This window comes from Sphingopyxis sp. (genome assembly GCF_965279725.1).
GTDB lineage: Bacteria > Pseudomonadota > Alphaproteobacteria > Sphingomonadales > Sphingomonadaceae > Sphingopyxis.
The window spans coordinates 414,480-440,737 of record NZ_CBDIIL010000001.1; the positions used below are offsets into that span (position 1 = coordinate 414,480).

The 26,258-nt window shown below is 64.2% G+C and carries 23 protein-coding genes, 1 tRNA gene and 2 riboswitches; of the genes, 3 read left to right on the forward strand and 21 right to left on the reverse strand.

Going from position 1 to position 26,258, the window contains the following annotated elements; genetic code table 11:
* Positions 1 to 78: 78 nt before the first annotated feature.
* Both ACQY6T_RS02015 and ACQY6T_RS02020 read right to left on the reverse strand, forming a co-directional pair.
* Complete coding sequence (locus ACQY6T_RS02015; protein ID WP_428627825.1) at positions 79 to 2,379, reverse strand: TonB-dependent receptor; 2,301 nt, start codon at positions 2,377 to 2,379, stop codon at positions 79 to 81.
* 558 nt (positions 2,380 to 2,937) lie between these two features.
* Positions 2,938 to 3,013: transfer RNA gene (locus ACQY6T_RS02020), tRNA-Trp, on the reverse strand.
* Between the two features lie 92 nt (positions 3,014 to 3,105).
* Here ACQY6T_RS02020 and ACQY6T_RS02025 point away from each other — a divergent pair.
* Genes ACQY6T_RS02025 through ACQY6T_RS02035 form a run of 3 tightly spaced genes read left to right on the forward strand, consistent with a single transcriptional unit; the run spans position 3,106 to position 5,455 of the window.
* A complete protein-coding gene (locus ACQY6T_RS02025) occupies positions 3,106 to 4,038 on the forward strand; it encodes a DMT family transporter (protein WP_428627828.1) in 933 nt (310 codons plus the stop codon).
* Positions 4,038 to 4,655 (forward strand): glutathione S-transferase family protein, encoded by a 618-nt coding sequence (locus tag ACQY6T_RS02030; protein WP_428627830.1) that lies wholly within the window; start codon positions 4,038 to 4,040, stop codon positions 4,653 to 4,655. Before ACQY6T_RS02025 ends, ACQY6T_RS02030 begins: the two co-directional genes overlap by 1 nt.
* Positions 4,589 to 5,455 carry an SDR family oxidoreductase gene (locus tag ACQY6T_RS02035; protein ID WP_428627832.1) on the forward strand — a complete coding sequence of 289 codons (867 nt, stop codon included), beginning with the start codon at positions 4,589 to 4,591 and terminating at the stop codon, positions 5,453 to 5,455. Before ACQY6T_RS02030 ends, ACQY6T_RS02035 begins: the two co-directional genes overlap by 67 nt.
* On the opposite strand, the gene ACQY6T_RS02040 is transcribed toward ACQY6T_RS02035, so the two are convergent.
* The 19 genes from ACQY6T_RS02040 to murG form a co-directional block, all read right to left on the reverse strand.
* The gene (locus tag ACQY6T_RS02040) at positions 5,452 to 7,011 is read right to left on the reverse strand and encodes a fatty acid--CoA ligase (protein ID WP_428627833.1); all 1,560 of its coding nucleotides are present in this window, start codon (positions 7,009 to 7,011) and stop codon (positions 5,452 to 5,454) included. The two genes, ACQY6T_RS02035 and ACQY6T_RS02040, sit on opposite strands and share 4 nt — an antisense overlap.
* 101 nt (positions 7,012 to 7,112) lie before the next feature.
* Positions 7,113 to 7,748: a DUF938 domain-containing protein gene (locus tag ACQY6T_RS02045; RefSeq protein ID WP_428627835.1), complete on the reverse strand. Its 636-nt coding sequence runs from the start codon at positions 7,746 to 7,748 to the stop codon at positions 7,113 to 7,115.
* Positions 7,748 to 8,194 carry an ABA4-like family protein gene (locus tag ACQY6T_RS02050; protein ID WP_428627838.1) on the reverse strand — a complete coding sequence of 149 codons (447 nt, stop codon included), beginning with the start codon at positions 8,192 to 8,194 and terminating at the stop codon, positions 7,748 to 7,750. The genes ACQY6T_RS02045 and ACQY6T_RS02050 overlap by 1 nt, the downstream gene beginning before the upstream one ends.
* 21 nt (positions 8,195 to 8,215) lie before the next feature.
* Positions 8,216 to 8,563 (reverse strand): hypothetical protein, encoded by a 348-nt coding sequence (locus tag ACQY6T_RS02055; protein WP_428627840.1) that lies wholly within the window; start codon positions 8,561 to 8,563, stop codon positions 8,216 to 8,218.
* Positions 8,563 to 10,071 carry an aminomethyl-transferring glycine dehydrogenase subunit GcvPB gene (gene gcvPB, locus ACQY6T_RS02060; RefSeq protein WP_428628813.1) on the reverse strand — a complete coding sequence of 503 codons (1,509 nt, stop codon included), beginning with the start codon at positions 10,069 to 10,071 and terminating at the stop codon, positions 8,563 to 8,565. Before gcvPB ends, ACQY6T_RS02055 begins: the two co-directional genes overlap by 1 nt.
* 32 nt (positions 10,072 to 10,103) lie before the next feature.
* Entirely contained in the window at positions 10,104 to 11,462 is a 1,359-nt protein-coding gene (gene gcvPA / locus ACQY6T_RS02065; RefSeq protein WP_428627843.1) for an aminomethyl-transferring glycine dehydrogenase subunit GcvPA, read from the reverse strand.
* 3 nt (positions 11,463 to 11,465) lie between these two features.
* Positions 11,466 to 12,248: a glycosyltransferase family 2 protein gene (locus ACQY6T_RS02070; protein WP_428627845.1), complete on the reverse strand. Its 783-nt coding sequence runs from the start codon at positions 12,246 to 12,248 to the stop codon at positions 11,466 to 11,468.
* Between the two features lie 84 nt (positions 12,249 to 12,332).
* The gene (gene gcvH, locus ACQY6T_RS02075) at positions 12,333 to 12,704 is read right to left on the reverse strand and encodes a glycine cleavage system protein GcvH (RefSeq protein ID WP_428627846.1); all 372 of its coding nucleotides are present in this window, start codon (positions 12,702 to 12,704) and stop codon (positions 12,333 to 12,335) included.
* A 3-nt stretch (positions 12,705 to 12,707) separates the two neighbouring features.
* Positions 12,708 to 13,859, reverse strand: a complete 1,152-nt coding sequence (gene gcvT / locus ACQY6T_RS02080) for a glycine cleavage system aminomethyltransferase GcvT (protein ID WP_428627848.1) — start codon at positions 13,857 to 13,859, stop codon at positions 12,708 to 12,710.
* Positions 13,860 to 13,913: 54 nt separating this feature from the next.
* Positions 13,914 to 14,019, reverse strand: a riboswitch (glycine riboswitch).
* Positions 14,020 to 14,120, reverse strand: a riboswitch (glycine riboswitch).
* 57 nt (positions 14,121 to 14,177) lie between these two features.
* The gene (locus tag ACQY6T_RS02085) at positions 14,178 to 14,828 is read right to left on the reverse strand and encodes an NAD-dependent epimerase/dehydratase family protein (RefSeq protein WP_428627851.1); all 651 of its coding nucleotides are present in this window, start codon (positions 14,826 to 14,828) and stop codon (positions 14,178 to 14,180) included.
* On the reverse strand, positions 14,821 to 15,993 hold the full coding sequence (locus ACQY6T_RS02090) for a deoxyguanosinetriphosphate triphosphohydrolase (RefSeq protein WP_428627853.1): 1,173 nt from the start codon (positions 15,991 to 15,993) through the stop codon (positions 14,821 to 14,823). Before ACQY6T_RS02090 ends, ACQY6T_RS02085 begins: the two co-directional genes overlap by 8 nt.
* A complete protein-coding gene (locus ACQY6T_RS02095) occupies positions 15,990 to 17,936 on the reverse strand; it encodes an SPOR domain-containing protein (protein ID WP_428627856.1) in 1,947 nt (648 codons plus the stop codon). Before ACQY6T_RS02095 ends, ACQY6T_RS02090 begins: the two co-directional genes overlap by 4 nt.
* 75 nt (positions 17,937 to 18,011) lie before the next feature.
* Entirely contained in the window at positions 18,012 to 19,475 is a 1,464-nt protein-coding gene (gene ftsZ, locus ACQY6T_RS02100; protein ID WP_428627857.1) for a cell division protein FtsZ, read from the reverse strand.
* 153 nt (positions 19,476 to 19,628) lie between these two features.
* Positions 19,629 to 20,885 carry a cell division protein FtsA gene (gene ftsA, locus ACQY6T_RS02105; protein ID WP_428627859.1) on the reverse strand — a complete coding sequence of 419 codons (1,257 nt, stop codon included), beginning with the start codon at positions 20,883 to 20,885 and terminating at the stop codon, positions 19,629 to 19,631.
* 1 nt (position 20,886) lies between these two features.
* Entirely contained in the window at positions 20,887 to 21,828 is a 942-nt protein-coding gene (locus ACQY6T_RS02110) for a cell division protein FtsQ/DivIB (protein ID WP_428627862.1), read from the reverse strand.
* Entirely contained in the window at positions 21,825 to 22,748 is a 924-nt protein-coding gene (locus tag ACQY6T_RS02115; RefSeq protein WP_428627864.1) for a D-alanine--D-alanine ligase, read from the reverse strand. The genes ACQY6T_RS02110 and ACQY6T_RS02115 overlap by 4 nt, the downstream gene beginning before the upstream one ends.
* Positions 22,745 to 23,644, reverse strand: coding sequence for a UDP-N-acetylmuramate dehydrogenase (gene murB / locus ACQY6T_RS02120; RefSeq protein WP_428627866.1), 900 nt, complete (start codon positions 23,642 to 23,644; stop codon positions 22,745 to 22,747). Before murB ends, ACQY6T_RS02115 begins: the two co-directional genes overlap by 4 nt.
* Positions 23,641 to 25,071: a UDP-N-acetylmuramate--L-alanine ligase gene (gene murC, locus ACQY6T_RS02125; RefSeq protein ID WP_428627867.1), complete on the reverse strand. Its 1,431-nt coding sequence runs from the start codon at positions 25,069 to 25,071 to the stop codon at positions 23,641 to 23,643. The genes murB and murC overlap by 4 nt, the downstream gene beginning before the upstream one ends.
* Positions 25,071 to 26,255: an undecaprenyldiphospho-muramoylpentapeptide beta-N-acetylglucosaminyltransferase gene (murG, locus tag ACQY6T_RS02130; RefSeq protein ID WP_428627869.1), complete on the reverse strand. Its 1,185-nt coding sequence runs from the start codon at positions 26,253 to 26,255 to the stop codon at positions 25,071 to 25,073. The genes murC and murG overlap by 1 nt, the downstream gene beginning before the upstream one ends.
* Between the last annotated feature and the right edge of the window lie 3 nt (positions 26,256 to 26,258).

The window sequence follows — 26,258 nt, forward strand, 5'->3', positions numbered from 1 at the left end:
CCCCAAAACGAACCCGGGCCTGCCACTCGGCCGCGCACCGGGCGCGGCGGAGGGTGAGAGATCAGCGGTAGTCATCGGTCAGAGACTATAGCCGAGGCGGATGCCGAAGGTGCGCGGCCGCATCGTCCCGAAACGGCTAACCAGAAAGGCTTCGGGATGAATGTAGGTGATCGAGTGATCGTCGAGAACATTCTCGACATAGAGCTGCGCCGACAGATCGCCCTTCTTCAGCCCCAGACTGAGATTAACGTTGCTGTACGCATCGGTTTTCCCAAAGGTCGAGAGCGGCACGGTCGGGCGGCCCGGAGTATTCGGAAAGCTGCTGTTGTACGCGCCGATATGTTGCGCATTGACCGCGAGCATCGCGTCGATGTCCGACGCCAGCTTGAAGTTATACGACATATAAGCCGACCCCTGAATCCGCGGCGCCGACAGTCGATGGCCGAGCACCGCGCCCGAAATCGCCGCTTCCGCCGCCGACAGCTTGGTGATCTTGGCATCATTATAGGCGCCGTTAAAGCCGATCGACACCCCGGTCGCGGGGACCACATTGACCTCGAACTCGAACCCCTTGCTGCGCGCCGCACCGATGTTGGTGGCGAACTGCACCGAATCCGACACGCGGTTCGCCTGTGCCTGGATGTTACTCCAGTCGATCAGGTAGAAAGCCGTGTTGATCGAAACGCGGCCCCCCAGCCAACGGCCCTTGGCGCCGATTTCATAGCTTTTGAGGCTGTCCGACGTCGCGCCGAACGGGATGATGATGTCATTCGGATCGACAAGGCTGGCAGCACCCGCGCGGGCGTTGACGATCGGCGCGCGGAAGCCGGTCGAGAAGGTCGCATAGGTGGTGAGCGTTTCGCTCGGCTTGAAGGTCGCGCTCGCCTTCCAAGACGGTTTAGATCCTTTCGCCTTGATGCCCTCGGCTGCGGCGTAAGGCGTGAACGTGTTAAAGTTTGCCGGAATACCGAGCAGCGCATAGTCATAGTAGCTGAAGCCGAATGCGGTCGCGAGATAGCCGCCCGCTTCGGTAAAGCTCTGCGCCGCCGTTTCGCCATAGCGCATGCCGCCAGTCAGCCAAAATTTGTCCGAGAAGCGGTAAGTCAGCTCACCGAAACCCGCGATTTCGGTGCTCTTCGAGTGTGTATAGAGCTTCTGGAAATATTTGTCTGGCAGACCGGTCAGGCCGCGCTGGGCAAGGAAATCGGGGTTCGAGCGATAGAGGAAATCGACGTCGCGGCGACGATCGAGATAGAAACCGCCGACCACGAATTCGAAAGGGCCATCGAGCGTCGAGGCGAGCCGCGTTTCCTGGACAAACACCTTGTCCCGGCCGTCGGCGTCGAGCCCAAAGGCGATCGGCGCACCGGGGAATGATCCGGGGGCAAAGGTGCCCGCCAAATCGACATAAAAGCGCTGATCGAAATCCGAATAGGTCGACGAACTTGTCAGCTTGGCGAAGTCGAACTCATAGTCGATCGTCGCATTGGCGATGAGCTGTTTGCCCGTAAAACGGTCGGGCTCGTCCGAAATCCGCTTGTTGCGACCGAGGCCGGGACTGGTCAGCGAACTGTCCTTGGGATTGCTATATTCGTAAGAGCCGAGCAGTTTGATCGACAACCGGTCGGTCGGTTTCCACAGCAAGGTCGCGCGCCCGCCGTAATCGATCAGCGTGTTCGAATTCTTCACTCCGGTCCCGACATTGTCGAGATAGCCTTCTTCGTCGCGATAGAAACCGACGACGCGAAGCGCGAGTTTGTCATCGATCAGCGGCACATTGACCATCGCATTATAGCGCTGGCGGACGCTGTCCGACCCGGTCAACCCCAGATCGACCAGCGCAGCCGTATCGAAATCATTGAGATCAGGACTTTTCTGCAGAATGCGCATTGCGCCCGACAGCGAGCCCGACCCGAACAGCGTCCCCTGCGGCCCGCGCAGGAATTCGACGCGCTCGACGTCGAACAGGTTCGGATCGACGACGGTGGTGTTGCCGATCGTCGAGACCGGCAGTTCGTCGATATAGATCGCGACCGAACTTTGCAGGTTGGCGTTATAGCCGTTGGTCGCGATGCCGCGGGCGGTGAAATTGTTGAAGTTGGCGGTGGGCTTGTTGAGCACGACGCCGGGTGTCTCGCGCCCGATGCCTTCATAACCGACGATGCCCTTTTCGGTCAGCTCTTCCTGCGAAAAGGCAGAAATGCTGATCGGAACGTCCTGAATGCGCTCGGCGCGGCGGGTCGCGGTGACGATGATATCGTTGCCGGCGCCTTCGCCCTCGGCTTGCGCGACGGTCTCACCGGCGTCCTGCGCTGCAACCGAAGCTGGAACTGCGAACAGCGCGCCCGCGCAGGCGGATGCAAAAAGCTTTGCCCTCATATGACCTCTCCCATGAACCACCGTTCGAATGTCGGCGTCCTGTTCATATGCGACGCTCTTTCCCCAGAGTCAACATTCACTCTCTTGTGTGTGAATATTATCATTGGCGATAACCGCACCCCGGCTTGGCCTTCCGCAGGCTCTCGGCTTCCGCGAAATCATAACGGACGGGATCGCCGTGCGAGGGTCGGCGAGGCGAGATCGCGCGCGCAGCTCGATCCCGGCATTGATATCATGCGGCGGCTTACGCGCGCTTGCATCCACTACCGCGCATGAATGACTGCTCTCGAAGTTCAAACGTCGCGAGCCGAACGAACGAGATGGGTCGCAGAGCTGCCTTCCGGGACTTGAAACAGCCGTTCAGGAATCGAAGCTGCGCCACGGATATGAAAGGTGGCCGACAATCGTCCCAACAAATGCTCGAACTGAGCGCAATCTGAAAGGTCCGCGCAAGCCTCACTGGGACGATTTTGATCGTCTAATCCATTGCTTTTCCGCCAATTTTTCAATGCCGGAGGCAGGATATTTTGGGACGTCAAGGGACGTTCTGGGCCGGCCTGGCAGGGGCAGTAGGACTCGAACCTACGACCCTCGGTTTTGGAGACCGATGCTCTACCAACTGAGCTATACCCCTAGGCCGGAGTGGGCCACTAGCCCGATTGCGAGGGCGGAGCAAGAGGGATCACGGGTTGCGCCGCCGGGTCGGCCTGATATGCGCAATTCCGCATGGACTCCGCCCAATCCTTCGCCGCGCCGCAAAATTATCTGGGCGGGATCGCGCTGCGGCTGTTGGCGATGGCCAGCCTGTCGCTGATGTTCGTGCTGGTCAAATATATCGACCAGGCCGGCATCCATGTAATCGAAAGCCTGTTCTGGCGCCAGGCGCTGGTCATCCCGATCGTCTTTGCCTGGGCGCTGTCGCACGGCGGCGTCGCGTCGCTGAAAACGCAGCGCATCGGTGCGCACGCCCGCCGCGCGATGATGGGCCTTGGCGGAATGTTCTGCAATTTCGGCGCAATGATCCTTCTCCCGATGGCCGAGGCAACGACGTTCAGCCTGTCGGTGCCGATATTCGCCGTCATCTTTGCCGCGCTGCTGTTGGGAGAGGCGACGGGTTGGCAGCGCTGGGGTGCGGTGATCGTCGGCTTCGTCGGGGTACTTGTGGTCCTCGATCCGATGACGAATTTTGCCGGCGGGTTTGGCGGCGACCATGGCTTTGGGACTTTAGTTGCCCTGACCGGTGCCGTCATGACGGCGCTCATCACGATCGCCGTCCGCGACCTCGGTCAGACCGAGAATGCGACGACGATCGTCTTTTGGTTCAGCCTGCTTTCGATCGTGCCGCTGGGGATCGCCCTGCCCTTCGTCGTCACCCCGCACGACGGCTATGAATGGTTGCTCCTCCTCGGACTCGGTTTTTCTGGCGCAGTCGTGCAAATGAGCCTGACCGGCGCGCTGCGCCTCGCCCCGGTGGGGGTCGTCATCCCGATGGACTATTCGGCGCTGCTGTGGTCGATCGCATGCGGCTGGTGGTTTTTTGGCACCCTGCCCGCCGGCACGACGTGGATCGGCGCGCCGATCATCGTCGCGAGCGGCCTGGTCATCGCTTGGCGCGAACATCGCCGCCATATCAACCGACCGAAGGAGGTTGCCGCCTGATGCGCCCCATTCTCTATCATTGTCCCGACGCCCGCTCGCTGCGCTGCCTATGGGCGGTCGAGGAAACCGGGATCGACGTCGATCTGCGTCTGCTGAGATTTCCCCCGCGCGCGTTCGAGCCAGATTATCGCGCAGTGAACCCGCTGATGACGATTCCGGGCTGGGTCGAGGATGGGCGGCTGATGACCGAGTCCGCTGCGATCTGCGAACGCATCGCCGAGGGGACGCCGCTGGAAGTGCGACGCGACGAGGCCGATTATTGGGACTATCGCAACTGGCTGCACCGCAGCGACGCGACGCTGACCTTTCCGCTGGCGATCATGATCCGCTATACGCGTGTCGAACCCAAGGAGCGACGCCTCTCCCAAGCGGTCGACGATTACAAAGCATTTTTCGGCGGGCGCGCGAAAAGCATCGAATCGGTGCTGCGCGACGGCCGCGAATGGCTGGTCGCGGGGCGGTTCACGATTGCCGATATCGTGACGGGCTATGCCGCTTTTCTGGCGACGACGCTGGACGCGGACGACATGCTGGGGGAAGCGACAAAGGCGTGGCTGGCGCGATGCGTGGCGCGCGAAGGGTTCGCAAGGGCGCGGCATCGTCAAATCGCGGCGTAGCCAGGACGGGATGGAGAGATAGTCGCATGAGGCACAGAAAGAGCATTCTGATTACCGGCGCGGCGTCCGGCATCGGCCTTGCCACCGCGCGGCTTTTCGCACGGAATGGTTGGTTCGTCGCCTGTGTCGACTGGAATGCAGCAGCCTTGGCGGCGCTTTCGGATGAACTCGGCAGCGACGCCGCGCTGTTCGCGACGGTCGATATTTCAAACCGCGCCGACGTGCTCGCGGTGGTGGCCCAAGTTGGCGAGATCACGGGAGGCTCACTCGACATTCTGCACAACAATGCCGGGATCGACGCCAAGGGAAGCTTTGCCAACATGGGCTGGGAACAGATCGAGCAGGTCGTCAGCGTCAATCTGCTTGGCGGCCTCAGCCTGATCCACGCCGCCTATCCGTTGCTGAAAGGCACGCCAGGCTCGCTCTGTTTTTCGACCGCGTCGGGATCGGCCATTTTCGGCGTCGCGAACATGGCGGTCTATTCGGCCACGAAACATGCGATCAAAGGCCTTACCGAAGCGTTAGCCGTTGAATTCGCTCCCGACGGCGTAAGAGCGGCCGACGTACTGCCGGGGATTATCGACACCGGGATGCTCGATCCCGCTCAAAAGGCAAAACTTCCGGTCACAGGCATGTGGCGCCCGATTCCCGCCGATGCGATCGCCGAGACCGTGTGGGCAGCGTATCGCGGGACGAAGCTGCACTATTACGTGCCCGAGGAACTGGCGGAGTTGAACGTGACGGTCACAACGCAACCCGAAGCGATGCGCGACAACCGGATCGCAAATCCGCCGGTCTAATTCACCATCCGCTCGCGCCCCGCCCAATAAGGCGCTCGTAAATCCTTGCGCAAAATCTTGCCCGATGCATTCCTTGGCAAAGCATCGATCACATCGACGCTGCGCGGACATTTGAAGGGGGCGATGCGGTCGCGCGCCCAAGCGATGATGTCGGCTTCGTCGACCGTCATGCCAAGTTTGGGAACGCAGACTGCCTTGACGCTCTCGCCCCATTTGTCGTCGGGGATGCCGAACACCGCGACCTCCTGCACCGCGGGGTGGCCAAAAATCGCGCTTTCGACCTCGGCGGGGTAGATATTCTCGCCGCCTGAAATGATCATGTCCTTCATCCGGTCGTGGATGAACAGATAGCCATCCTCGTCCATGTACCCCGCATCGCCGGTGCGGATCCAGCCGTCGGCGCTGACCGTCTTGGCGGTGGCATCGGGCAGTTTCCAATATCCCAGCATGTTGTTCGAAGACCGGGTGACGACCTCGCCGACCTCGCCCTGCGGCAATTCCTCGCCATCGGGGCCAAGGATCTTGATCTCGACCCCCGGGAGCGGCTTGCCCGCCGACCGCATCCGCGCGTTGCCCGCGGGGTCATGATCTTCGGGCGGCAGCATCGAAATCGTGCCGGTGGTTTCGGTCATCCCATAAGCCTGGATGAATTGCGCCCCGAACATCTGGATGCACTGGCGCAGCAACTCGAGCGGGATCGGCGCGGCGCCATAGAGGATATATTTGAGGCGGCTGTAATCGACGCTGGCGCAGCGCGGGTGCATCAGCAAAAAGTGCAGCGCCGCGGGGACCATGAAAAAGCGCGTCACGCCATGCTGCTCGACCGCGTCGAACACCCCGTCGGGGTTGAACTCGGCCAGGATGATGCCGGGCAAGCCGGCAGCAAGCGCCATGAGGCCGAGGCCCGTGCCGCCGATGTGCGCGCACGGCATCGCGACCAGCACCGCCTCGTCGTCATCCCATTTGGTGTAAGGCAGAGCAAGGTCGTTCGAATGTTTGCGCAGCGCGAACAGGTTGCGGTTCGACAGCACCGCGCCCTTGGGATTGCCGGTCGTGCCTGAGGTGTACAGTTGCAGTACCGCATCGTCGGTGCCTGACGGTTCGAACGCCGTCGGCGCAGCGCCATCGATCATCGCCCGCGCTTCTGCGGCGCCCATGATGGTGGGGGCATGGTCGAGTTTGCCGGCGAGCTGGTCGGCGAGCGTTTCGAAACCCGGCCCCGCAAACACCATCTTGGCCTGCGTGTCGTTGACGATGAACGCCCATTCGGTCGGCGACAGGCGCCAGCCAATCGGCGCCATCACGATGCCGGCGCGCGCCGCGCCGTAAAAGAGCGTGAAATAAAGGTCGCTGTTCTTGCCGATCCACGCGATCCGGTCGCCCTTCGCCAGCCCCGCGGCGAGCAGCGCCGACGCGACTTTTGCCGTCACCTCGTCAAGCTGGGCATAGCTATAGACGCGGTCTTCCTCGCGCAGCGCGACCCTGTCGCCCCGTTCGCTGGCCCAATGGGTCAGAAATTCGTCGAATGTGAAAAGCTCCGAAACGTCGCGGGGCATTGGCTCTCTCTCCTCGAATCGCATCTTTTGCGTGCAATTGGGGAAAGGCTAGCGACTGCACCGATCAGGTAAAGCGGCGATCACGCACCCTGTCACCTGCATCAGGTGCGATGGAAGAGCAGCATCAGGTTGTTCGCCGACATCGCGCGGCGCGCGGTAAAGGCCAGCCCTGCCTTGGCGGCGGCGGCCTTGACGTCATCGGTGTTGCGCAGACCCCAAGCCGGATCGCGCATCTGCAGGCTGGCGTCGAACCCGATATTGCTGTCCGCCGTCGGTACGTCAGGTTCGATATACGGACCGTAGAGGATTAGCGGAGCGCCAGCGGGCAGCAAACGCGCCGCGCCCGCGAACAGTCCCAGCGTCGCGGCCCACGGGCTGATATGCACCATGTTGATGCACAGAATCGCGTCGGCACGAGCGATCGGCCAATCCGGGGCCACCGTATCAAGCGCCAGCGGCGGCGCGATGTTGGGCAGCCCGGCCTCGTTGCACCATGCGGCAATCGAGATCAGGCCCGCCGGGTCGGGATCGCTCGGTTGCCAGCGAAGCGCCGGAAAGGTCGCGGCGAAATGGACGACATGCTCGCCTGACCCGCTCGCGACCTCCAGCACCGTGCCAGCGCCGGGCAGCCATTCGGCGAGCACCGCGGCAATCGCATCGCGGTTGCGCTGCGTCGCGGGGGCGTAGCGCTTGTCCGCCGCGCCGCCGTCACCTGGCATCCACGGCGGTGATGCCATCAGCCTTTGGCCTGCGCCCGCGCACGGCGTTCGCGGACGATCAGCCACGCGAGCAGCCCGACCGGGCCGACCATCAGCGTCAGGAACAGGAAAGGAAATTGCGCAATGCGGCTGAACCCCTTGTTATCGGCGTCGCGCGCGATCCACAGGCCGGTGAACAGGTCGAACGCCAGATAATGCGTCCACCCCAACGTCGCGCCGCCGGGGCTATCGAACAGCTTCATTACCCCCGTCAATGTGGTAAAATCGCCACCGCCGGGGCCACCGGGATCGATGCCGCCGCTGACGAAACCGACAATCATCACCGTATAAGCAAGGCACAGCAGGAACACCCCGGCGTAGAGGATCGCCGCCAGTATTTTGGGGCCGCGCGGCAGGAAAGCGAGCGCGATCCAGCTGGCAAAGGCCCAGTAATTGGCCAACAGAAAAATGGTGTCCCAGCTCATGCCGTCCCCTCCCCTTCGTCGTCAAAATACGCCAAATCCGAACAAGACCAACCCGCCGATCAACGCTGCCGCCCCGGTGACGACAATCAGCAACGTCAAACGCGCGGCGGACGCCCGCCGCGCGACGACGAAAGCGGCGGCAGTGGCACAGCCTATCGCGAACATCGGCGCATAGAGAAACACCCAGTCATAACTGAACTCACGCCGAACTTCGATCAGCGCCCACTGCTCGACGACGAGACCGTAGAGCATGATCGCGAGCAACCAGCCGATGATCGCCACAAACACAAACAGCGCCCCGACCGCGACACAGCCCCATCCGCGCGAAAGCGGTGCGGCGGGATCGGGATCGGGTAACGGAGCGACCATTAACCCTCCCAGGCCAGCACCGGCTTACGGGCGGCCGCGGTCTCATCAAGCCGCGCGCGCGGGGCGAAATGCGGCGCCGACTTCAGCGCCGGGTCGCCATTTTTGGCTCGCAGAGCGACGCTGCGCAGGGCGCCGATGAACTGGTCGAGCGCCGCCTTGCTCTCGGTCTCGGTGGGTTCGACCAGCATCGCGCCGTGGACGACGAGCGGGAAATAGACCGTCATCGGATGATAGCCCTCGTCGATCAGTCCCTTCGCAACGTCGAGCGTCGAGAAGCCTTCGGCCAGGCCTTTGTCGCTGAACAACGCTTCGTGCATGCACGGCCCCGATGCCGCGAACGGCGCGTCGAGGACATCCTCCAAGCTGCGCAGGACATAATTGGCGTTGAGCACGGCATCCTCGGCGACCTGTTTCAGCCCGTCAGCGCCGTGGCTGAGGATATAGGTCAGCGCGCGCGTGAACATGCCCATCTGGCCGTGGAAGGCCGTCATCCGCCCGAATGTCTGCGGATGATCCTCGCCCGCGCTTTCCTCCTCGATCAGGCGGAAGCCTTCGGCGTGCTTGGTGACGAAGGGCAGCGGCGCGAAGGGCGCAAGTGCTTCTGACAGGACCACTGGCCCCGAGCCCGGCCCGCCGCCGCCATGCGGGGTCGAGAAAGTCTTGTGCAGGTTGATGTGCATCGCATCGACGCCCAGGTCGCCGGGGCGCACCCGGCCGACGATCGCGTTGAAATTGGCGCCGTCGCAATAGACATAACCGCCCACGGCGTGGACCGCGTCCGAAATCGCTTTCATGTCGCGCTCGAACAGACCGCAGGTGTTGGGGTTGGTGATCATCACCCCCGCGACGTCGGGGCCAAGCCGCGCCTTCAGCGCTTCGAGGTTGACGCGACCTGCCTCGGTCGCGGGAATATCCTCGACGGTGAAGCCCGCGAACGCCGCGGTCGCGGGGTTGGTGCCGTGCGCGCTTTCGGGAACCAGAATGACGCGGCGGTCTTCGCCGCGCGCTTCGAGTGCCGCCTTGATGCACAGGATACCGCACAGCTCGCCATGGGCGCCCGCCTTGGGCGACATCGCGACGCTGTGCATGCCGGTCAGCGTGATCAGCCATTCGGCGAGTTCGTGGATCACCGCGTAAGCGCCCTGCACCGTTTCCTGCGGTTGCAACGGATGCGCGTCGGCAAAGCCCGGCATCCGCGCCACCTTTTCGTTGAGCCGCGGGTTGTGCTTCATCGTGCAACTGCCGAGCGGAAACAGGCCGAGGTCGATCGCATAATTCTGCCGCGACAGTCGGGTGTAGTGGCGCACCGTTTCGGCTTCGCTCAGACCCGGTAGGCCGATCGGCGCGGAGCGGGCGAGCCCGCCGAGGTCGTCAGCCGGAGCGGCTTCGTCGAAATCGACCCCGGTGGTTTCGGTCGAACCGATCTCGAAGATCAATGCCTCCTCGAGCATCAGCGCGCGGTTGCCGGTGAACGTGACATTGTCGTCGGCACCGCCTGCGACGTTCATTTCGGGACGCCAGCCGGCGGGGTTGAGCGCGGTCATGCCAATACCTCCTTCAGAGCGGCGGCAAAGGCAGATATATCCGCCTCGGTCACGGTCTCGGTCACCGCGACGACAAGGCCGTTCGCGAGGCCCGCATTGCCGGGATAGAGTCGGCCAAGCGAAATCCCGCCCAATATATCGCGTTCGGCAAGCTCGTGGATCACCGGCCGCGCTTCGGTTGGCAAGACCAGGGTGAATTCGTTGAAATAGCTTGTGTTAAGCACCGACACCCCGGGAATTTTGGTCAGTTCGGCGGCGGCCATCTTGGCGCGGCCATGGTTGATCGCCGCGAGCTGGCGCAGTCCGGCTTCGCCAAGCAACGTCATATGAATACTGAAAGCCAGTGCACAAAGTCCTGAATTAGTACAGATATTGCTCGTCGCCTTTTCGCGGCGGATATGCTGTTCGCGGGTCGAGAGCGTCAGCACGAAGCCGCGTTTGCCATTCGCATCGACCGTCTCGCCGCACAGGCGCCCCGGCATCTGGCGGACATATTTGGTTTTGCAGGCAAACAGCCCGACATAGGGGCCACCGAACTGCAACCCGACGCCGATCGATTGCCCTTCACCCACCACGATGTCCGCGCCCATTTCGCCGGGCGCCTTGATCAGGCCGAGCGCGACGGGTTCGGTGACCACGGCGATCAGCAACGTTCCTGCAGCCTGACACGCCGCGGCGAGCGCGGTCATGTCATCGATCCGGCCGAGAATGTCAGGATATTGGACGACGACACAGCTCGTGTCCTTGTCGATCGCCGACGCGAGCGCCGCCCAATCGGTCCCGGCTTCAAGCGCCGGGTCGCCATCGACCAACACATCGCCGGTATATTTCGCCATGGTCCGCGCGACGCTGCGATAATGCGGGTGCAGCCCGGTGGACAGCAGCGCCTTGCCGCGCTTGGTAACGCGCCGCGCCATCACAATCGCTTCCCAGCAGGCGGTCGACCCGTCGTACATCGAAGCATTGGCCACGTCAGTGCCGAGCAGGCGCGCGACCTGGCTCTGGAATTCGAACAGCATCTGCAACGTACCCTGCGCGATTTCGGGCTGATATGGCGTGTAAGCGGTCAGGAACTCGCCGCGCTGGATCAAATGATCGACGCTGGCCGGGACGTGGTGGCGGTAGGCGCCCGCGCCCAGGAAGAAGGGTCCCTCCCCCGCGGCGCGGTTCTGGCGCGACAGCGCCGCCATGTGCCGCTCGACCGCCAGCTCGCTGGCATGAATCGGCAAGCCCGCGATCGGGCCGTCGAGCCGCGCATTCACAGGAACATCGGCGAAGAGGTCGTCGATCGATGACGCCCCGATTGTCGCAAGCATCGCAGCGCGGTCGTCAGATGTCAGGGGAAGGTAACGCATGAACTACTCCGCAGAAGATTCTGGTTTTTGGGAAAAAAGCTGAACAGTGTCGGCAAGGGTACCCGAAAAGACTGTCGGACCGGCGTGGGTCGTGCGGATCCATGGCGCGAGCCAGATACGGTAACCCGCGTCGCGAACGCGGCGGCAAAACGCATAGTCGTCGGACAACAATGCCTGCGTATCGGGTTCGATCAGCGGGCAGAAAAAGGCGGGAACGACTTCACCGACGCCGTGCGCCTGCCGTTCGGCGGGATCGGGCCGGAACACCAGGTCGGGCATCGCCGCCGCCAAGCCCTCGAGCACGTCGCGGCGGATAAGCATCATTGCGGTGCCGAGCCGCGCCAACTCGACCAGATCGGTCATCTGGAAATTCTGGTTAGGATGCAGAAAATGCAGGGCAAAGTCGCCCGCATAACGCGCAAGATCGGCGGGATTATCCTTGCCCAACCCCATCTCGACCGCGCGTACGACATTCGCCCAGTTGACCATCCGCCGCGGATAGGCGGCGCCCATCACGCCGCATTCAGGATGGGCCGCCATTGCCTCGATCATCGAAAACACATCGTCGGCCGAAAAGTCGATGTCGGCATCGACGAACAGCATGTGAGTGCAATCGCTGGCCAGGAACATCGCGGCCAGCATGTTGCGCGCGCGCGTGATCGACGGCTGGTAGAGGATGAATTCAAAACGCACGGAAATGCCCATGGCCTGCGCGCGCAGCGCCAGCCCTAGTGCAGCGCGCACATAAGTACCCTGCGCCCCTTCATAGATCGGCGTCGCCACCATCAGGCGGCAATTGGCAAGGGCGGCAGCGATGGCGATAGGGCATCTCCAAAAAACCCCTCCCCTGATTGGGGAGGGATGAAATCCTTAGAGCGTGTCGCAGAAGGCCTTGTACGCTTTCGCGTCCATCAATCCTTCGAGCTGGCTCTTGTCGCTGAGCGCCAGACGGAAAAACCAGCCCTCGCCTTCAGGGTCCGAATTGACGAGCGCCGGATCTTCTTCGAGCTGGCCATTGCCTTCGGTCACGGTGCCATCGACGGGCGCATAAACGTCGCTCGCCGCCTTCACCGATTCAACCACCGCGGCGTCGCCGCCTTGGCTCAGTTCGGCGCCCGTGTCGGGAACTTCGACAAAGACGATGTCGCCGAGCTGGCCCTGTGCGAAGTCTGTGATGCCCACCGTCGCGACGTCGCCGTCGACATCGATCCACTCATGCTCTTCGGTATAATAACGCGGCATCGATCAAGCTCCTGTTTTACGAACATAATTATGCGGGACAAAGGGCATGGCGGCGACGGTGCAGGCCACCCGCTTGCCGCGGACTTCGGCGGCCAGCGCGGTACCCGGCGCAGCATGGTCGCGCGGCACATAGCCCATCGCAATCGGCGCGCCGATGGTAGGAGCGAAGCCGCCTGACGTCACGACGCCGATTTCGCTGTCGCCGTCGAACAGTTTGGCGCCTTCGCGCACCGGCATTTTGCCATCGACGAGCAGGCCGACGCGCTTGCGGGCCGAACCGTCGGCAAGGTGGCCCAGGATGCGCGCGGCGCCGGGAAATCCGCCTTCCTCGCGGCGGCGCTTGCTGATCGCGAACGCCAGATCGCCTTCGACGGGATCGATCGTCGGATCAAGGTCATGGCCATAGAGCGGCAAACCCGCCTCCAACCGCAGACTATCGCGCGCACCCAGCCCGATCGGTTTGACCTCGGGTTCGCCGCACAAGATGTCGGCCACATACCCGACCTTGTCGGCGTCGACCGAAATCTCGAACCCATCTTCGCCAGTATAGCCCGACCGGCTGATCCACGCGTCGATCCCGCCGATCTGATAAGGCCCGCCCATCATGAAAACGAGCGCATCAAGGCCCCATTGACCGGTGGTGTGCCGCTTCAGCGCGTCGAACGCCTTCGGCCCCTGCAAGGCAAGCAGCGCACGGTCCTCGAAATGATTGATCGTGATCGCGTCGGGAAGTTCTTCGCGAAGATGTCCGATATCCTCCCACTTCACCGCGCCGTTGACGACCATATAGATGCCGTCCGGCCAGCGGCTGAGCATCAGGTCATCGAGAATGCCGCCATCCTCGGCCAGCAGCACCGAATAACGCATACGCCCGACCGCCAAGCTCTTGATGTCGCCGGGAAGCACCGCCTCGAGCGCATCGTCGAGCCCTTCGCCCGACAAATATAACTGCCCCATATGGCTGACATCGAACAGGCCGGCATTTTCGCGCACCCACTGGTGTTCGGCCATGATGCCTTCATACTGGATCGGCATCCAGTAACCGGCGAACTCGACCATGCGGCCGCCCCTGGCGCGGTGCCAGGCGTCGAGCGGCAGCATCTCGGTTGCTGCCTCGATCGCGCCATCGTCGTTCGTCTGTTCGGTTTCGGTCATGCCAGTCTCCCGCGGATGCACGGCGGATGCGCGGCAGGGTGCCACGCCTTGCGCCATGCCCCCTCTGTCACGGGAACCTGAGAGTTTTCCCCCGGGCTCGCCGGGGTTACCCCTTCGGTGGTTCCAGCCGACAGCCGGAACGCTTTCCAGAGTGTCCGTTCCAGCCTGCGCGGTCCTGCTGACCTGAGAGTTTCCGGGGCGGTTGCTCCTTCGGTGGTGAGGCCCGGTTTCCCTGCCCTCACGCTCTCCCGCGCGACTGGTCGAATCCCTTGCGAGATCCGACAGACGCTCAAGCCTTGGCGCTGCGCTTTTGCGGAGTCAATCGGCGAGCGCGCGGATCGCGTCGTTTTCATGGATGTGCACGCCCGAACCACCCTGCCCGACCAAGGCGGCGATCGCGGCGGCGACGACGCCCCCCTGAATCGAGCGGTAACGACGGAGGGAGCCGCGAAGCAGCGCATCGGTGAAAGGCGCCGCGATCGTGGCGATCCCTTCGCCGAGCCGCGGCGGCCCCGGCCGGTCGCCGAGCAGCAACCCGGGGCGGATCAGGTCGAGGCGGTCGAAACCGAGATTGCGGAGTACGCCCTCCGTCTCACCTTTGGTCTTCAGGTAAAAATTTCGGCTTTGCGCCGATGCGCCGACCGACGACACGCTGATCATCTGCGCCGCGCCAGCCTGCTTCGTCGCGGCAGCGACCGCGAGAACCAGATCATGGTCAACCGCACGAAACGCCGCCTGAGACCCCGCTTGCCGGATCGTTGTCCCCAGACAGTTGATCAAGATATCGGGCTTGTCTTCGGCGATAATCGTCGCCCAATCTTCTGTCGGCCGGACGATCGAGCGATGGCGCTGTGGATAGGGATCGCGCGGACCACGCCGGGCCAGGATCGTCATGCTACCCGAGCCCGAATTGTTGACGACGGCGTCGCCGACCATTCCGGTCGCCCCGACGAGCATCACCTTAAACATGCGCCAGCGCCTCGGGTACCGCGTCGCGCCCGAAGATCTCGGCATAACGGTCAATGGCAAAACGATCGGTCATCCCTGCAATATAGTCGCCGATGTGACGCACTGTCGCGCATTCTTCGCCCGGCAGCCGTGCCGACCAGTCGGCGCCCATCAATTGCGGGTCGTCGGCATAAGCGGCGAACAGGCGGCCGACGACCTCGTTCGCGGCTTCGGCGGCGGCAACTTGCTCGGGATGATGATAGAGATTGGCGTACATGAAGCGTTTGAGACCCCGCTCCTCGGCCGCGAGTTCTGGCGAAAAGCTCCCGAGCGTTTTTCCGGCGCCGCGCACGTCATCGACGCTCGCAGCACCCGTTGCCGCAATATTTGCCATGGTCGCCGCGATGACGTCGTTGACCATCACGCCGATCTGGTCGCGCACCAGTTCGCGGAGCAACCGGTCGCGCGGCGCCCCCGGAAAACGCGTCTCGACGGCGCGAAAGTTGGCGGCAACAAAAGGCTGTTCCATCAGTTGGTCGATGTCGAGCAGCCCGGCGCGCAGGCCATCGTCGATGTCATGATTGTCATAGGCGATGTCGTCGGCGACCGCCGCGATCTGAGCCTCCAGGCTGGCGTGGCTGCCGAGATCCAGTCCGAAATCGCCATCGATTTCAGCGAGTGCCCAGCCGGGATTCGTTACGGGGCCGTTATGCTTGGCGAGCCCTTCGAGTGTCTCCCATGTCAGGTTGAGGCCGTCGAACAGCGGATAGGGACATTCGAGCTGCGCCAGCGTGCGCAGCGTATGTCCATTGTGATCAAAGCCGCCATGCGCCGCCATCGCGGCCTTCAGCGCATCCTCGCCGGCATGGCCGAAAGGCGGATGACCGATGTCGTGCGCCAGACACAGCGCCTCGGTCAGATCCTCGTTGAGTCCGAGCGCGCGCGCGATACCGCGGCCGATCTGCGCCACTTCGATGCTATGGGTCAGGCGGACGCGATAATGGTCGCCGTCAGGCGCCACGAACACCTGCGTCTTGTGGCGCAGGCGGCGAAAGGCGATCGAATGGATGATGCGGTCTCGGTCGCGCTGAAAATCGTCGCGCGGCCCCCGCACAACCCGGCCAAGCTCGCCATAGCGGCGCCCGCGGCTTTGCGCAGGGTCGCTGGCACAATCAGCGACGCTCACTTGACGGGATCGACGGCCTGGCCCGCCTCGCTGTTGAAAAGGAAGCCGTCGCCGCCCCCCTTCTTGTAGCCCGTCAGCCAATCCTGAGCCGCCTTGCGATCTTTGAACGGGCCGACGAGCAGGCGACGGGTTTTGCCCCATTCAGCCGTCGCGCCCGATTTGCCCTTGAACAGGTCGGGACTCTTCTTGGCGAACTTGCCAAAATCGGCTGCCAGCGCGCGGGCGTTAGCGCCTGTCGCGACTTGAACCCAGATGCGTGCCGGGCTGGCCTTTTTCTCGGCCGCCTCGGCTTTGGCCTTGGCGGCGTCGGCTTTTGCCTTGTTGTCCGCCTCGGCCTTCGCTTTCGCCGCCACGGCGTCCTTTTCGCGCTGAGCGTCCTCCGCCGCGTCGGCACGCCGCTTGTCTTCCAATAGCTTCGCGAGAGTCTCCGCACCGATCGCATTTTCGGGCCGGCTCAGCTCTTCGGGCGGGATTTCAATCGACCCGACGATGTCAGCGAGTGAGGCAAGCGGCGCGGGCGTAAATGGTGCGGTCGCGGGCGCAGGTACGGGCGAGGTTGCCGCGGCGGGCGACTGCGGCGTTGTCGCAGTCCCGGATGGCCCATTTGCCGCGCCGCGCCCCATATCGGCAATCGAAAAGCCCGGCCCGACCGGGTCGGCCGACTGGGCCGGGTTTGTCGCGATTGGCGCAGCGGCGGCGCTTGCGGCGGGCAATGTTGGCGTCGGCTTGGGGTTGGCCTCGACAAAAACCGGCGCTGGCCCAGCCGCGGCGGGGAACGGATTTTCCGGCGTCGGTTCGACCCGGACAACAGTCGGTGCTGAACTGCCTGCCGCCGGAAACGGATTTGTCGGCGTCGGCCTCGGCGAAATCCAGCCGGTGGCGTCGGCGGGTGCCGGCGTCGTCGGCGAAACGGTCGATTGCTGCGGCACCGGTGCCTTGACAGGTTGCGCTGTCGATGGACGCGGCTCGGCATAAGCTGGCCCCGGCCGCCGCGTGACCGGCACCGCGGCTGGCGCGGCCGCCACCGACGCTGCGGACGGACGCTTCGTGCTAGCCGACGCGCGCTTGCCCGTCGCAGTGGGCGACGGCGCGGGCGGCGGGGTTACCGCCGCGATTTGCACGGGTTTACGCTTCGGGCCGAGCTGACCGTTCGGAAAGCGACCGAAATGCGCCGCCGCGGCCTGCTGCGCCGGATTGAGCCGGTCCATCTGGGTCAGATAGGGCAAAATAGTCTGGGCCATCGCGGGCGGCATCGTCGCGTTGACAATTTCGCTCGCTTCGCCGTCGCGTCCGTTCATCGCCAGAATCATCGCGCGCAGTCGCCACGCGCCGCGATCCTGCGCGCGGAGTTGCGGGGTCAGCATCGCCACGGCCCGGTCGGTTTCGCCGCTGATCCCCAGCGACAGCGCGTAGCGCCGTGTCAGTTCATCACTGGGGACCGTTGCCAGCGCGAGCTGATAATCACGCTGCGCCGCATCCTGTTGCCCCAACAGATCGCGCGCCAAACCCCTGTCGGACAGGAACAGCCGCTCGGGGGCGCCAAGCAGCTGCGCTTCGCCAAAATAGTCCAGCGCGCGGGTCGGGTTTTCCATATGAACCATCGCCGACCCCAGCGCGGCCTTCACCGCACCGTCGCGCGGACTTGCCTGTTCGGCGCGGACCAGAAAGCCGAGCGCGGCGCGGTGGTCGTCAAGTTCGATCGACGCCCGCCCGGCATCCAGAAGTGCAGTGGAATCGCTGTTGTTCGCTGCAATGCGGGCAAGCGCCGACGATAGCAACGTGCGCGCCGCGGTGCGCTTTTCCATCGCCGCTTTGGTTGCCGCATCGGGCGGCGTCACCTGCAGCGCCTGCGCCGGGGACAACAGTGCCGCCCCCAGCAACAGCGCGCCGAGCGCGCCGAGCGCGCCGACGCAGCGCCGTGCGCGCGCCGGCTTCGCCGTCATTTTTGCTTGCCGCATGGGCAAATCATCCCGATTTCCGGCCTGCCGCGCCCGGTGGGCAGCCGTTCGATGGCCCCGTTACTGGTTGTTCTGACGCCCCAGGAAGCGCGGGATATCAACTCCGTCTTCCTTGTCGCCACCCTCCCCCTCGGGCGGCGTAGCTCCGCGCGACAGGCGCGACATGCGTTCGAACAAGGTCCCCCCGCCGACCGAGCGCGCAGGCGATTCCTCGCCCGAACCCGCGTCGGCGCCCAAGGCCGGAGCGGTCCGATAATCGGTTGCGGGTGCTTCGGGGGCATCAAGGACCAATTCGTCCGACGTATCGTCATAGGTCGCGGCGACCTCGGACAATTCCATCGGCTCTTCTTCGGCGGCAGGCGTTTCGGCTTCGGCCGCATCACTCAACGAAAATCCGGGTGCCGGTTCGTCGTCCGCCACTGCCGACGCTTCGGCGACAGGTTCTTCGTCGACGACCGGCTCAAAAGCTTCTTCGGCAACCGGTGCGGGCGCTGCCGCGCGCGCCGGGGCAAAGGAGAAGCTGCGCGTCGCGGGAGAGACCTGCGCCGCCATTTCGCCGGTGCTGTCGATGCCGGTGGCAACCACCGACACGCGGATCTTACCGTCGAGGCTGTCGTTGAAAGCACTACCCCAGATGATGTTGGCGTCGGGATCGACAAGCTCACGAATGTGGTTCGCAGCCTCGTCAACTTCCATCAGGCGCATGTCTTCGCCGCCGGTGATCGAGATGATCACACCCTTCGCGCCCGCCATCGAAACGCCGTCGAGCAGCGGATTGGCAATGGCTTTCTGCGCCGCTTCCAGCGCGCGGCCGTCGCCTTCAGCTTCGCCGGTGCCCATCATCGCCTTGCCCATTTCGCGCATCACGCTGCGGACGTCGGCAAAATCGAGGTTGATCAGGCCGGGCATGACCATCAGGTCGGTGATGCCGCGGACGCCTTGCTGCAGCACTTCATCCGCCATGGTGAAGGCTTCTTTGAAGGTCGTGTTCGGGTTGGCGACCAGAAACAGATTCTGGTTGGGAATGACGATCAGCGTGTCGACATGATCCTGCAGTTCGGCGATGCCCGAATCTGCGGAACGCATGCGGCGCTGGCCTTCGAATGTGAAAGGCTTGGTCACCACGCCAACGGTCAGGATGCCGCGATCGCGCGCTGCCTTGGCGATGACAGGAGCAGCACCAGTACCGGTGCCGCCGCCCATCCCTGCGGCGATGAAGCACATGTGCGCGCCGTTCAGCGCCTCTTCGACCTGCGCGATGCTTTCCTCGGCTGCCGCGCGGCCAACCTCGGGCCGCGAGCCGGCGCCCAGTCCCTGGGTGATCTGCGTCCCCAGCTGAATGCGCCGTTCGGCCGGCGAGGCGTTCAGCGCCTGCGCGTCGGTGTTGGCAACAATGAAGTCGACCCCCTCGACCCGCGCCGCGATCATGTTTGCGATGGCATTGCCACCCGCGCCGCCGACGCCGATCACCGCGATGCGCGGTTTCAGTTCATCGACCTGCGGCGGGCCAATATTGATGCTCATCAAAAAGTCTCCCTGCAGCGGCGGACAGTTGCCGCTTCCCCAACCTTGCGACCCATCCGAGCGGCAGTCCGACCGCCCGGTTTTCTGCAACCGCATTGCACTATTGTGACGCGGGAATCACCCAAAAAATTAACCTTTTTTCGCGTTTCACCGCTAAAAACTGCTTTTCAGCGCTGCCATCAACCGATGGAGGATCGAAGTGCCCGCCGGGCGATAAACGTCCTGTGACATCATCGGCAGGTCCCGAAGGTCCACCGGGTCCGAAGCAGCGTACAGAACCAGACCGGCAAGCGTCGCGAAAGCAGGGCCGCTGTGCGCATCGGGCAGGCCGTGCAAGCCGCGCGGTCGCCCGACGCGGGCGGCGCGGCCAAGCGCGCTCTGGGTGTAATCAGCGATACCCTTAAGATCGGCGCCGCCGCCGACGAGCACCACCTGACGCCCGATCGGACCGACGAAATGGAGGTCTTTCAGCGTCCTGCCGATCTCTCCCATCATCGCGTCGAGGCGTTGGCGGATTACTGTCACCAACTGCGCGCGGGTGATACGCGGGGCATCGCCGTTCGTCGGCGCGCCGGGTTCCAGCTCGATGATCTCGTTATTGTCGCGCGGGCTGGCGGAGGCCGAGCCGTAAAAGCTCTGCAATCGCTGCGCCTGGCTGCGCCGGATGCCAAAGGCCGAAGCGATGTCGTCGGTGATGTCGCTGGCACCAAAGGGCAGCGATGCCATTTCGACCAGCATCCCTCCGGCATAAAGCGAGACGGTGGTAACCGCCGCGCCAAGCTCGACAAGCGCAACGCCCAGGTCGCGTTCCTCATCCGAAAGGCAGGCAAGCCCCGCCGCAATCGGCGACGCGACCACCGCGTTGACGTCGAGATGCGCTTGGCGGACCGCCGCTTCCAGGTTCCGCACCGGCGCGCCGTCCGCCATGATGATATGAATATCGACCCCCAGCCGGTCGGCGTGGAGCCCGATCGGGTTCTTGACCCCGGTCAGCCCGTCGAGCGTGTAGAGCGCGGGCTGCGCGTGCAGGATCATCCGCCCTTCGGGATCGATCCCGGCACGTCCTGCCGCCAGCAGGTCGTCGATGTCCTCCTTTTCGATGCGGTGACCACCGAGCTCGCTTTCGATCGGCGCGACGTCGCTGATCAGCCCGCCCGCCGAAAAGGCGACCCACACATCGTCGATGTTCAGGCCCGCGATCCGCTCCGCCTGCTCGATCGCCTCGCGCACGATATGTTCGGTCTGCTCCATGTCGGCGACATAGCCGCGCTGGACGCCGCGGCTCTCGCGCTGGCCGGTGCCGAGCACGTGGAGTTGCCCGTCGGCGGTCTGCCCCGCGATCAGCGCGCACACCTTCCACGACCCGACGTCGAGCGCGGTGATGATCTTTTCGATGCGCGGCGGCGCCATATTATCCCTTTTCGGCCGAAGCGACTTCGGCGACCGCATCGACCGCAGCGCGCGCATCGTCGAGCTTCGCGGGCGCCACTTGCCCTTCGTGCGGCAAGCGTAGCACGAACCGCGCCGGATCGCGCATGTCGAAACGCAAGATGCCGCGCCCCAGCAAACGGTTGGCGCCGTCCATATGCGCGAATTTGGCGAGTGCAGCCTTCGCTTCGGCTTCACCTTCGGGGAGCGATAGCGTCTCGCCACTGCGGAAACGCAAGTCCCAGCGGCGATTGCCCACCCACGTCGCACCGGCCAGCAATTCTTTCAACGAGCTCGCTTCGGCGAGCAGGCGGTCGAGATCTTGCGAGCGCTGGTTGGCCTTCGGCCCGATCACGAGCGGCAGGTCGGGCATTGTCGCCACGGTCACGGGTTCGAGCACGACACCCTTGTCGTCGATCAGCGACAGGCGGTTGTTGTGCTGCCAGATCGCCGCCGGGGTGCGCTCGACGATGTCGACGACCAGCGTGTCAGGCAAACGCCGCGACACGCGCGCATCCTTGATCCAGCCATAGCGCATCAGATCGCCGCGCACCCCGTCAAGGTCGACCGCCGCCATCGAGCGGTCCTTCTGCGCCAGCGCGATGTCATACACTTTCAGCCGGTCGATGCGGTCGGCGCCGACGACCTCAACTTTTTTGACCTGGAAACCCGCGCGGCCGACCGCCTGCGCATATTCCTCATGCACCTTTGCCGTCACCCCGGTCGCGTGCGCGCCGATCGCGGCGACGGCGAACAGGCTGAGCCCGATCGTCCAATTCGCGACCTTCTGCAATCGCTGCGGGCTGATCGGCAACGCGTTGATGATCGCGTTCAGCCGCGACGTCTGGACCTTGCGGCGCTTCTTTGGCGTACGTGACGGCCGCCGCGGCGGTGCTTTGCCGCGTTTTATCTGTGTCTTGCTCATAACGCTTCCCCCACGATGCGTTCGACCAGTTCGGCATAATCCATGCCGACGGCGCGCCCCTGTTCGGGCACCAGACTCAATGGTGTCATCCCCGGCTGGGTATTGACCTCGAGCAGGAAAATGCCTGCGAGGCCATGTTCATCATCCCAGCGAAAATCGGAGCGCGAGGCGCCCTTGCAGCCGAGCAGGCGATGCGATTGCAGCGCAAGGTCCATCATGCGCTGTGCGACGTCATCGGGGACATCGGCGGGGCAGACATGCTCGGTCAGGCCATCGGTATATTTTGCGTCATAGTCGTAGAAACCCGATTTCACGCGCAGTTCGGTGACGGCGAGCGCTGCATCGCCGAGCACGGCAACCGTCAGTTCGCGCCCCTTGATAAAAGGCTCGGCGAGCAGCCGGTCGAACTCCTGCCACGGGCCGACGGCTGCCCGCGCGATCGGATTGCCATAATTGCTGTCGTCTTTGACGATCGCAACGCCCACGGACGAGCCCTCGTTGAGGGGTTTCAGCACATAGGGGCGCGGCAAGGGGTCGATGGAATAGAGGCTTTCGCTGTCGACTATGGTCCCCGTCGGCATGGGGATGCCATGTGGCACCAGCGCCTGCTTCGTCAATTCCTTATCGATTGCGATCACCGAGGTGACGAGGCCGCTGTGGGTGTATTTCAGGCCCATCAGGTCGAGCATGCCCTGCACCGTGCCGTCCTCGCCCGGAACGCCGTGCAGCGCGTTGAACACCACGTCGGGCTTGGCGTCGGCCAGTCGCTGCGCGACGTCGCGGTCCATGTCGATCCGCGTAACCTTGTGACCGCGGCTTTCGAGCGCGTCGGCCACCCCGGTGCCGCTCATCAGCGACACTTCGCGCTCGGCTGACCAGCCCCCCATCAGGACGGCGACATGCCATGGACCCCGGCTCACTTTGTCACTCCCACGCGCTGTATTTCCCATTGCAGATCCACGCCGCTCTTGGCTTTCACCCGGCGGCGGACTTCTTCGCCAAGCGCCTCGATATCGGCACTGGTCGCATCGCCGGTGTTGATGAGGAAATTGGTGTGCTTCTCGCTGACCTGCGCGCCGCCGAGGCTGAAACCGCGGCATCCGGCTTCGTCGACCAGTTGCCAAGCTTTGTGGCCGTCGGGATTCTTGAAGGTCGAACCGCCGGTCTTCGAACGCAGCGGCTGCGATGCTTCACGGCTGGCCGAGATGCGGTCCATTTCGGCCTGAATGACGGCGGGATCATCGGGATGACCGCGGAAGGTTGCGCCGATCACGACCGCTCCATCGGGCAGTTCGCTGTGGCGATAGGTGTAACCAAGTTCGGCGAGCGGCAGCGTCCGGCGTTCTCCAGAGCGGAGCATCACATCGCAGTCGATCAGGATATCCTTGACCTCGCTGCCATAGGCACCGCCGTTCATGCGGACGAAGCCGCCGACCGTGCCGGGGATCGAGCGGAGGAATTCCAGACCGGCGATGCCCGCATCGCGCGCGGTCGAGGAAACGAGGATGCCCGACGCGCCGCCGCCGCAGCGCAGCGTCGTGGCGTCGATCGCATCGACCTTGGCGAAAGCCTTGCCGAGCCGGACGACGATGCCGGGGAAGCCCCCATCGCGGATGATCAGGTTCGAGCCAAGGCCGAGCGCCATCACCGGGGTTGCCGGATCGAGATCGCGCAGAAAATCGGCGAGGTCGTCGGCGTCCTTCGGTTCGAACAGCCAGTCGGCGGGGCCGCCCGACTTGAACCAGACCAGCGGCGCGAGGGGGGCGTTTGCGGTCAGTTTGCCGCGGACGACTGGGAGGGTTTCGGCGAGGCTCATGCCGCCTCTACCGCAGCGGCCAAACCCGCCGCCATCTTGGTAATGTCGCCCGCGCCGAGGCAGATCACCATATCACCCGCGCCAAGATCGCCAGAGGCAATGCTCGCGGCGATAGCTGCGGCCAGAGCGCCCGCATCGGCGACGACACTCGCCTGACGGTGGCCGCGATCGCGCAACCCTGCGACCAGCGTATCCGACGACACGCCTTCGATTGGGCTTTCGCCCGCGGCATAGACGGGCAGCGCCAGCACGATGTCGGCGTCGTTAAACGCCTGCTGGAAATCGTCCATATGGTCACGCAGGCGGGTGAAACGGTGCGGCTGGACGACGCCAACAACGCGCCCCGCGCCGACGCCTTCGCGCGCCGCCGACAACACCGCGCGGATCTCGACCGGGTGGTGGGCATAATCATCGATCACGGTGACGACGCCCTCCCCCGCCGCGATTTCGCCAACCTTGGTGAAACGGCGCTTGACCCCGGCAAAGCCGTGGAAGCCCGACACGATCTTGTCGTCGCTGACCCCCATATGCAGCGCCACCGCAATCGCCGCGAGCGAGTTCTGGACATTGTGACGGCCCGACATCGGCAGATGGATACCCTCGATCGTCCGGCTATTCCCGTCGCGGTCGCGCACGACGACGTCGAAGCGATTGCCGTCGGGACCGGGGGTCACATTGGTGCCACGCACGTCGGCCTGCGCCGAAAAACCATAGGTGACGATGCGCCGGTCGCGGATGCGCGGGATGATCGCCTGCACCTCGGGATGGTCGAGGCAGAGCATCGCGGCGCCGTAAAAAGGCACGTTTTCGATAAACTCGACGAAAGCGTCCTTGATCGCGTCGAAGCTGCCATAATGGTCGAGATGTTCGGGATCGATGTTGGTGACCACCGCGATCGTACCGTCGAGGCGCAGAAAGCTGCCGTCGCTCTCGTCGGCCTCGACCACCATCCAGTCGCTGGCGCCGAGGCGCGCGTTCGAGCCATAATTGTTGATGATGCCGCCGTTGATCACCGTTGGGTCGATCCCGCCCGCGTCGAGCAGCGCCGCGACAAGGCTGGTCGTCGTCGTCTTGCCGTGCGTTCCGGCGATTGCGACGGTCGATTTCAGCCGCATCAGTTCGGCGAGCATTTCGGCGCGGCGGACGAGCGGGATGCGATGCGCGAGCGCTGCCTCGACCTCGGGGTTGCCGCGCTTGACCGCAGTCGAGGTCACGACGACCGAAACGCCGTCGACATTCGCCGCGTCATGGCCGATCGCGACCTTGATCCCGCGTTTGCGCAGGCCGTCGATGACATAACCGTCGGCGATGTCGCTGCCCTGCACCTGATAGCCAAGATTGTGCATCACCTCGGCGATGCCCGACATGCCGATGCCGCCGATGCCGATGAAGTGGATGGTGCCGATGTCGGTCGCAACGCCGCGCATCATTCGCCTCCCATGCGAGCGGACGCCATGCCGGCTGCGGCGGCGCGCTGGCCCGACGGCGCACCGACGCGGATGACATCCATCATCGGCGGCGCGGCGAGCGATTCGACGAGGTCAGCAAGGTCGCGGGTCGCATCGGGCAGACCGCAGCTTGCGGCGCGCGCGGCGGCATTTTCCAAAGCGCCGGGTTCGAGCGCCATGCGCTGGATCTGTTTGGCGAGCTCGCTGGGGGTGAATTGCGGCTGCGGGATCGACCGCGCGCCGCCGGCCTCGACCATGTCGACGACATTATAGGTCTGATGATTGTCCATCGCGCTGGGATAGGGCACGAAAATCGCGGGCCGCCCGGCGCAGGCCAGTTCGGCCACCGTCGATGCACCGGCGCGCGCGATGACCAGATGCGCCCAGCGCAGCCGTTCGGGGAAATCGGCAATATAGGTCGCACATTCGGCGGCGACGCTGAGATCGGCATATTTGGCGCGTACCGTTTCCAGATCGTTCTCGCGGCACTGCTGGACGACCTGCAGCCGGTCGAGCAGCGCGCGGGGCAGCATCGCAATGGCGGCGGGAACGACGTCGCTAAGCACCGTCGCGCCCAAACTTCCCCCGACCACGAGCAGGCGAAAAATTCCGTCCTCGGGCAGCGGCGGAAAACCTTCCTCGCGGATCGCAATGACTTCTTCGCGCACTGGATTGCCAGTGATGTGCTTCTTGAGCTCATGACCGGCAGGATAGCGCTGGATATTATGGTAGGCGACGGCGACCGCATCGACGCGCGGCGCCATCAGCCGGTTGACCCGGCCAAGGACGGCGTTCTGCTCGTGGATCACCCGCGGCCGCTTCATCGTACCTGCTGCGAGCAGGCTGGGGAGCGATGGATAGCCGCCGAAGCCGACCACGACCGCAGGATCGAATTCGTCGATCAGGCCAATCGCCATGCGCCGCCCCTTGCGGATCGCCAGTGCCGCCTTGATCCAGCCGATGGGCCCGCCCGACACGCGTCCGGCGGGCAGGACATGCGTTTCCATCTCGGCCGGGGCGCCCGGAATCTTCAGCCCACGATCGTCGCTGACCAGCGCCACGCGGTGCCCGCGCGCAATCAATTCGCCCGCCAGCGCATAAGCGGGCAGCAGATGGCCGCCGGTGCCGCCAGCGGCGAGCAGATAGTGGCGCGTTGCGGTCATGGT